This is a genomic window from Helicobacter sp. MIT 00-7814, assembly GCF_003364115.1.
Taxonomy (GTDB): Bacteria; Campylobacterota; Campylobacteria; order Campylobacterales; family Helicobacteraceae; genus Helicobacter_F.
Window position 1 is genome coordinate 1 of record NZ_NXLL01000044.1, and the last position, 8915, is coordinate 8915.

Below are 8915 nucleotides of genomic sequence, written 5' to 3' on the forward strand. Positions count from 1 at the left end.
ATTATTTGGTTATTTTTTATGATTAAAAATCATATTATTGTAAATTTATTCCCTTCATCTAGTAGCTTTTTTGAAGTTTATATAAGTATATGTTTAGTCGCCTTATGTATTTTTGTCTGTATTTTATTTTTGGGTGCAAATTTTTTGAGAGCTAGTTTGTGTTTGTTTTTGTGGCTAATTTTTATTGTAATTTATGGCTATGGCTATATTTCTTTCTTTTTGGATTTTGGTTTTGAGTGGGGTTGGTTTTTGATATGGTTTGGCTGGGTTTTGGTAATACTGCCTAGCATTTTGGTGGTTTTTGAAAAAATCCCATTAAATATTTTTGCTTGGAATGCAATTTTTATTAATTTTATCACATTTGGTATTAATATATTGACTTATGGGAGCTGGAATAAATGAGATACTATATCCCCCTTTCTTAGTCGCCATTTTACGCGCGTAAAGCTTACGCGTTTTTGGCTTTTTGCGCGATTGTATCAATTACTTGCAGGCTAGATTCTAGCTTTTCACTCAAAGCACCAAAAGCACCCAACATACGCTGAATCTGCTCGGCAGTATTGATAGTATTTGCGCTTTGAGAATTGATCCCATGCGTAACTTGATTAACGCATTCTTGGATCGTCTGCAAGCTCTGCTTTGAGCCTTGACTTTCAGTTGCTAATTGCTCGAAAACATCGGACTGCTCCTTTGCTGCAAGCGTGATCTCATCGATATTGCTTGTCAAAAGGTTGATGCTCACTTCAATATCTTGCAGGCTTTTTTGCGTGGATTCTGCAAGTTTGCGCACTTCATCAGCCACGACTGCAAATCCCCTGCCATGCTCGCCTGCGCGCGCGGCTTCAATCGCAGCATTGAGCGCGAGTAAATTTGTCTGGCTCGCGATCCCATCGATAAAAGTAAGCACATTTTTAATCTGCTCGATACTTGAGCCCAAATCCTGAAGCTTCGTACTTAGCTCATTTTGGGTTTGAATACTAGAATCTAAGCGCACAAGCAAATCCTCTAAATTTTTCCCCGCACTCTCAAACTGCTCTTGCTCTTGTAAAATCGTATTTTGGGAATCTTTCGCGCTTGCGACGCTAGATTCTAGCGTGCTTGCGAGATTTGCGCTAGATTGAATGCTTGATTTTGCCTGCGCGCTTATGCTTTGAAGTTGCGATTGCAGTTCTGCAACCTGCGCACTTATGGTATGCAAGCCCTCTGCGCGCTTAGTTTCCTCGTGCTGTTGGCTTTGGATTTTGCTTTCAAGCTGTTTTGTCAAATCGCTAATTGTCGCAGAATCCAGATACTGCGTCCCTCCTTGTATTTGCTTTTGCGCGCTTGATTGAGAATCCATGCTGTTTTTGGCTGTGGATTCTGCGCTTTGTGCCTTGTGTGAAAGCGTGGTGAAAGCCTGCAAAAGTTGCGCGGAATCTTGCTTAAGCGCGCTCAAATCCCTAAATGCGCCAAAACTTATGATGATAAGTAGTAGCACCAAAACGCCAAGTGCGCAAAGCAAAATAATGCTCAATAAGCCCAACCCCTTAAATGCGCCAAAAAATGAGGGCGCGCCCTGCTCGCGCGCAAAGGATTGTGAAAAAGGATTTGCTTTTTGAGAATCCACTTTTTGAGAATCCCCAACTGCAGGCGGATTCTTAGAATCTTTCAAAAGATTTGTATTGCTCGCATAGACTTTATTAAGCAACAAAGTGTAGATTTTTTCAAAGATTTGTTGCAATTCCTGCGCCATTTTTTGAGAATCTTCAATCTCTAGCGCGCTTGAAATCTGCGCGTAGTAGGACTTCGCCTCGTTGTCGTTTTTCACAAAACTTTCATTCCAGCTTTTCACCATCGCAATGACAAGCGCATGATTTTGCCTATCTTGCGGATTTATGAAAAGATTTGCAAGCCTTGTATGCACTTGCCCTAGGAAATCAAACTGCTCGAGTATATCTTGGTTTTGCAACAACGAATCTGCGATTTGAGAATCTTTTGCAAGTTGCGCGGAAATATCTTGCTTCGCCTGCAAAATGCTTGCCACGCGCGCATTTTCAAATCCCTTGCGCTCAAATCCTACAAAGACAAGAAACACCACACAAGCTAACAAAAAAATCACAAGCAAAATAAAAAGCTTGCTTTTGAGCCTAAGCGCGGGATTTGTAGAGTTTGTAACTAATGAGTCTTGAATGGCTTGCATTGCATATCCTTACAAAATGAAGTAATTTTAAGCGATTTTCTAGCAAGTTTTATTCCATTTAAGTTGAAATCACCTCACGCGCTCAAACCTCACTTTTGCTTTCGCGTGCATATTTGGTGTTTTTTAGATTTTTAATTTGTAGTTTTTAAATTTAAACAATCCATACCTAAGTGCTACTAAGATTTTGCTCTGGCAAAATCCAAATAAAATAGAATTAATGAATTTTAGTTACGCGCTTCAATGACTCTTTGAGGCTTGGAGGATTGCAAAAAAAGTGGGAAGGGGGTAAAAGCATAACTTTGAGCAGGAACGCGCAATTCATGCCTCTTTTTTTCTACAAAAAGAAACTATCAAAAACCTATGCTCTCAATGACTTAATTTTCAAAATCCCCTGCTTTCACTTCTGAAATTTCTTTAGATTCTCAAAAATTATCTTTTCATGTAAGAGGTGAGAATAAGGGTTGCATATTTCCGATGTGTAACCAAAAATCCTCTGATTGAAAAACTTGCAAAGTAATTCCCCCCGCTCTACCCCACATATTCCCAATTTGTGCCTTGTGGCGTGTCCATTATTTCAACACCCATATTTTTTAGCTCTTCACGCAGAGAATCCGCGCTCGCATAGTCTTTCTGCGCCTTTGCCTGCGCGCGTTTGTTTATAAGAGTTTCTATTTGCGCCTTTTTCTCCTCGCTCACGCCTAGCTGAAAATACTCTTGCGCGCGCAAAGTCCCTATGCCTAAAAGCGCGCTCACAACGCCAAGATTGCACGCTACACAAGCTTTCATTTCTCTGTCCTTTGGATTTTTATCAAGCAATTCATTTGCGTGATTTATCATCTCTTCAATCACGCTCAAAGCCCTTGAAATGTTTAAATCCTCATTGAGCGCCTCTAGCAAACTTCCCACAAATTCAGAATCCGCGCCTTTCAAGTTCTGCTGATAAAACTCCTGCAATGCCTTTGCCTCTTTTGGCACGCTTAGCTCCTCGCTATTTAGGCGCTTTTTTAGTCGATAGATTTTATCAAGGCGCTTTTTTGAGCTTAGCAAATCTAACTCATTAAAGCTCAAGCTCAAGCGATAATGCACGCCAAGCAAATAATTACGCACAATCTCGCCGTGATACGCCTTAAGCGCGTCTTTGAGGAAGAAACTATTGCCAAGCGATTTGCTCATTTTTTCGCCATTGATGGTTACAAAGCCATTGTGAAGCCAGTATTTTGCCAGCTCTCTTTGCGTCGCGCAACGCGTTTGGCTCGCCTCATTTTCATGGTGTGGGAAAAGCAAATCCGCGCCCCCTGCGTGAATATCAATGCAAAATGCCTCATCTTCATATGCCAAATGCTTTTCAATCATCGCGCTACACTCGATATGCCAGCCCGGACGCCCCTTGCCAAAGCTACTTGCAAAGCCCAAATCCTCCTCGCCCTTATAGCCTTTCCACAGCGCGAAATCCCTTGATTCTATCTTGTCGCTTTTGTTTTCAATGCGACTTTGCAAACTTTGAGAATCTTCCTTCGCGCGCGATGAGAGCGAGCCATACAGCGGATCTTTTTGGATGCTTAGATACACATCGCCATTTGCACCCTCATACGCATGCCCGCTTGAGATGAGCTTTTCTATCATTTCAATAATAGGCGTAAGATTTTCCATCGCGCGTGGCTCGATATCCGCACGCAAGACATTGAGTGAATCCATCTCCTCTAAATACGACTGAATGTAGAATTCCGTCAATTCCTGCATTGAGCCAAATGGCGCGTCTGTGAGCTTAGAATCTAGTAGCTTTTTAATAATCTTATCATCAATATCTGTGAAATTTTTCGCAAACACCACCTCATAGCCATTTGCCAAAAACACCCTCCGCCACAAATCAAACACAATCGAGCTTCTCGCATGCCCCAAATGCGCGTAATCATACGCTGTAGGACCGCACACATACATTCTTAGCTTTTTTGGCTTGATGCTTTGAAACTCGCATTTTTCCTTTTTCGCGCTATCATAAAGTTTAATCCCTGACACATTCCCCTCCTACAAAGAAATCCCAAATACATATTCATATTTTTGAAAAACACCCAAAAGCGCAATTTCGCAAAGCGCAATTATAACAAGTAAAAGCCAGCCTTTGAGATTTTTTAGCATGTTTAGAAACTCTTTTGCCCCAAAGATTCTAATCGTAAGCGCAAAATAGATAATTCCGCCAAGTGAAGAAGCCAGCGCTAGCCCACTTGCGCCAAATGGACGCATCAAAAGTAATGAAAATCCAACTCCGCATAAAAGCGAAATGGCTGAAATCTTTGCGGCTTTGCCTTGCATTTTGTGCGCGTAAAGCCAAAGCGAAAAGATCCTCGCAAGTCCAAAAGGTAGTAATCCAACCATATAGCCCGCAAATACAAGCGCTACTTCCAAAGTGTCCTCGCGCACGAACTTTCCGCGCTCAAAAAGCAGCCAAATAATCTCGTTTCTTAGCATTATCCCGCCAATGACGCACACGCATAAAATCATAAAAAGCAACCAAAAAGCGCGTCTCATAAGGCGCAAAGCTTGAGAATCTTGCGCGTTTTTGACGGCTTTTGCGATAGTTGGGAAAAGCGCGCTTGAAGCTGCAATGGCAAAAATGGCAAGCGGGAGCTGGAAGATTCTATTTGCATAATAGAGATAGCTAATCGCCCCAGCGCTTAAAAATGACGCGATGAGTGTGTCTAAAAATGAAGCAATTTGCGCGGTTGAGCTTCCTAGGAGTGCTGGGAAAAACTGCTTAAAAAAGCTTTTCACATCGCGCAAAATAGAATCTAGCTTGTTTGGGTTGCTCTTGCGCGCTTTAAAACTTTGTATAATCTCGCGCACACCGACATAAAACACTTTAAAAAATCCAAGTTTTAGCAAAGGGTAAAAATGCAACACCACCTGCGCCACACCCCCGCACAAAACACCATAGCTTAGCACATACACCGCTTGCAAATCCTCGCTATCACGCGCGACAAAAAGCGCGATAATCATACAAATATTTAAAAGCGCTGTGTTATACGCGCTCACCCAAAAGCAGTTTTTATACTGCAACAGCGAGCCAAAAAATGTCGCACAAAAAATAAGCTCCAAATACCAAAAGTTTATCGCCACAATGGGCTTTGCAAGCTCGATTTGAGAATCTGAAAATCCATTTGCCAGCGCCTTTGTGAAAATCCCGCTAAACTGCCACACACAAAGGCTTAGCAAGAGAATAAACGCAAAAAACACACAAAAAATAATCACACTAAATGCGCCTTTTTTGCGCGTGTCAATAAAGCTCGGCAAAAAGCTCTGAACGAATGCGCCTTCAGCAAAAATGCGCCGAAAAAGATTGGGCAATTTAAACGCGACAAAAAAGATATCGCTCGCCACGCCAGCGCCCAAAAACGACGCCATACACAAATCACGCACAAAGCCAAAAATGCGCGAGCATAAAATCCCCATTGAATTTGTCAAAAATGCTTTAAATATCAAAATAGTGCCTTAAAGTTTTATAAGTGTAAAAAAGCTAGAATCTAGCGCGTAATTATAGCAAAGGAGTGGGCAAATGCAAGAATTTCACCCCGTCATTATGCGGGAATGTTTTGATGTCGCGCAAAGTTTAGAGAGGATTTCAAATCTCTATGTATTGCCTTTTGGCGCGCTTAGCTTTGATATTTTGGAAGTGCGCACTTTCCGCGCGGAAGAAAACGAGATAGATTCTAAACCAAAGCTTACAAAAATAGAATCTAGCGAGTTAGATTCTATTTTGCAAAGCGCGTGTTCTTTGAGACAAAATTTTGATATTAGCGTGCGGAGCGCAAAAAATGAGGATTTGATACATTTTGTCACACTTAGCTTGCACGCGCATAATGCAAAGGCAAATCTTGTGCTAAAAGCAGGGCTTGAAATACGCGAAGATGAGGCGTTTTTTGAAAATCTCTATGCGGAGGTGGCGCGCCAGCAGGCGTTGCAAAAAATCATCATCGAACCAGAATCTAAAGCCAAAAAAGCGCGGATAATGGAGATTCTAAAAAAAGGCATTGAGAGGCTAAAGCAAGAAAATATTCTTAGCGAGGATTCTAAACTTAGCAAGGAATTTAGCTTTGAGCTTTTTTCTAGTGAATATGTGCCTTCACTTCCCTTGCAAGCGGAGTTTCACCCAAAAATCGCATGGGAGAAGGCAAATGATACGACGATGGAATTTGCCTCTTTTGCTATTGCGCCAAATGACTTGGTGCTAAAGCTTAACCCCCCGCAAAATGGCGTAAGCGGGCGAGATTTGCTAGGAGATTATAAACAAGCAGAACGCACGATTAACAATGAAGGACAGGAAGTGAAAATGCCTGAAATCAAATACCCGCAAGGTGCGTTTAGCAAAAGTGACAATGAAGATGGTAGCGTGCTTTACCATGCGCAGGTTTTGGGCTATGTGTCTTTTTTGCAAGATGAGCTAAAATTGCTTGATGAAAAGGATTTTAAAGAAGTGAGTTTGCGTAGCACTGGGAATCTGCTCGGTGGCAGGAAAAAGGGTATCACGCTTAGCATCACCTCGCCAAACCCAAATGATGACGCACTAGGCAAAGGCACGATTTTAGAAGCGGCGGTGGTGGATATTATAGGTTGCATTGGTGAGAAAAGTCGGATTTTTGCAAATGATTTAAAAGTGCATGGGCAAACACACCAAAGCTCGTATTTGGAGGCGCAAACTTGCGAGATTGACTTTCATAAAGGAAGTGTGAGGGCAGATTCTCTTAAAATCAAGCAATCCCAGCTAGGGAGCATTGATGCGGGCAGTGTGGAGATTGGCGAGCTTAGCGGGGGAAGTGTGAGGGCGAAAGAAATCAAGATTGAAAAACTTCATTCCAATGCGAAGCTGTATTTTTCGCATTTGCTTGAAATCAAACTTCTTGATGGTGGGGAAAATGAGCTTTACATTGCACCGCGCGCGTATTTTGAAGACAGGGAAAAAATCGAGGCAAACACGCAGTTTATGCAAGGTTGCGTAGATAAAATAAACAGGCTGCTTGAACTTTTGAGCAAAGATAATGCCACAATCAAGCGCGCAAAGCCCATCATCACGCAACTCAAAGCGATAATGGAGGAGAAAAAGCGCCTCAATGAGCCAATTGATAAGCGCATCACAAAGGCTGTGGCGGAATATATCGTCATTGTCCGCCACGCGCAGTTTTTAAAAGAGCGCATACACGCTATCCAAGCAAGTGCGAAAACCTGCGATATGGAGCTAAAGGCTCTTGATGAGACGCTAAAGGACGCGAAGATTCTCAACCATAGCAAGTGGAGCAGGCACAATGATATTTTTTACGAGCATCTTTTTCCGCAAGGCAGGGATATGATGAGCCTAGAAAACGAGGAACAATGCAATATTTGTGTTGATGAGCTAAAACTCAAGCGGTGTTAAGGACTTTTTGAAAAAAACCTCCTAGAGTTTAGCAAAAGCGCGAAAGTCTTTGATTCTAGTGAGTTTTTTAAGAATCTAGAATCCCTAAAGCTACAATTTGAAAGCAAAGAGGCAAAGGATTACATCGACATTGCAAAGGGCTTTGATAAGCTTTTCAAAAACGACGCGCTGATCGCGCAAAGCATAAGCGAGCCAATAAGCAAAGAAGTGGGAAGCTCAATTGCGACGACAATTAGTGGCGCAGTGAAGTTTCAAGCAGTTAAGATTATGTTTGAAGCCATTATGCGCTTAATGCCAAAGATTCCATTTGCAAAAGGCTTTAATGAAAAGATTCAAGGTATGGCTTTGCGTTTTCACTTGCGAAAGGCTCTAAGCGTAAGTAATGATATAAGCGATTTTAGGCATACCTTGCAAGCAGTGAGTGAGAATCCAAGCCTAAACTCTCAAACAAGGCAAATTATTAATAAAATCTTAGGGCAAGTAGATGAAGCGCAAGAAAATATCATTAAGCAAATCGATGAAGTGGAAAACGCGGAAAATGGATTGCCACGCTCCGACTTCGTCTCCGCTCGCAATGACGAAGTAACGCCAAATCCTCAATCGTCATTGCGAAGGAGTGAAACGACTGAAGCAATCCACAAAAATGTAGAATCCACGCCAAACGAAAACGACATAATCGCAGAATTTGGCACAAATTACGCGGAGTTTTACCACAAGCCTATAGAAGCCTTTAAAAAATTACAAGAGACACAAAGCGGGCAAGTAGTAGGCGCGTATGAGCGTAAAGAGTTAGGCGATATAGACTTAGTTTGGGGGAATGTATGGAAAGACGAAAAGGGAGAAGCGCAAGGCTTTGGGCTAAGTAAGATTCTAGCAAAGCACCCTGAAATCACACCTGAGCTATTAGCTGAAATTATTGAAAAAGGAATAGTAGAAAACGCAAATGGACGCCATTCTATAGTGCTTGATAATTTTAGAGTAGGATTAAAATCGAACTGGAAAGGAACACCGACAAAAAATAAATGGATTATTACAGCTTATGAAGTAGAGAATCCTAATAAAGGCGGAGTTAAGTCGATCCGCACTAACTCCATTGCTTCCAAAGATAGTCCCTTTGAAACCTTTGAGACCCATTCTACCACACCCGCAAAAATAAATCAACCCTCACCCCTAGAGCTAGCCCTAAAGCATAAGGAACAAGCACTAAAAGAGGCGCAAGATAAAATCCAAGCCGAACAACTTGCAATGCAAGCACGCCTAGAGGAACTAAAAGCAAAGCAAGCAAGTATGCAAGCCCAAAAGGAAGCCTTAAATGGCTTAAGCGCAAATGAA

The 8915-nt window shown here is 41.9% G+C and carries 6 protein-coding genes; 3 read left to right on the forward strand and 3 right to left on the reverse strand.

The genetic code is table 11. The features are described from left to right. Positions 1-402: hypothetical protein (locus tag CQA49_RS10135; RefSeq protein WP_220271744.1), on the forward strand; the 402-nt coding region annotated here is incomplete at its 5' end. A gap of 46 nt (positions 403-448) precedes the next feature. Here the strand turns inward: CQA49_RS10135 and CQA49_RS10630 are convergent. The 3 genes from CQA49_RS10630 to murJ form a co-directional block, all read right to left on the reverse strand. Beyond that, the gene (locus CQA49_RS10630; protein ID WP_115575697.1) at positions 449-2179 is read right to left on the reverse strand and encodes a methyl-accepting chemotaxis protein; all 1731 of its coding nucleotides are present in this window, start codon (positions 2177-2179) and stop codon (positions 449-451) included. A 528-nt stretch (positions 2180-2707) separates the two neighbouring features. Next, the gene (gene cysS / locus CQA49_RS09385) at positions 2708-4195 is read right to left on the reverse strand and encodes a cysteine--tRNA ligase (protein WP_220271745.1); all 1488 of its coding nucleotides are present in this window, start codon (positions 4193-4195) and stop codon (positions 2708-2710) included. A gap of 9 nt (positions 4196-4204) precedes the next feature. Next, complete coding sequence (gene murJ / locus CQA49_RS09390; RefSeq protein ID WP_115575698.1) at positions 4205-5656, reverse strand: murein biosynthesis integral membrane protein MurJ; 1452 nt, start codon at positions 5654-5656, stop codon at positions 4205-4207. 73 nt (positions 5657-5729) lie between these two features. Between murJ and CQA49_RS09395 the strand changes: the two genes are divergently transcribed. Continuing rightward, positions 5730-7583, forward strand: coding sequence for a FapA family protein (locus CQA49_RS09395; RefSeq protein ID WP_115575699.1), 1854 nt, complete (start codon positions 5730-5732; stop codon positions 7581-7583). Positions 7584-7790: 207 nt separating this feature from the next. Then, positions 7791-8915 (forward strand): DUF3519 domain-containing protein (locus CQA49_RS09400; protein WP_147288685.1); only part of this gene is annotated, 1125 nt, incomplete at its 3' end.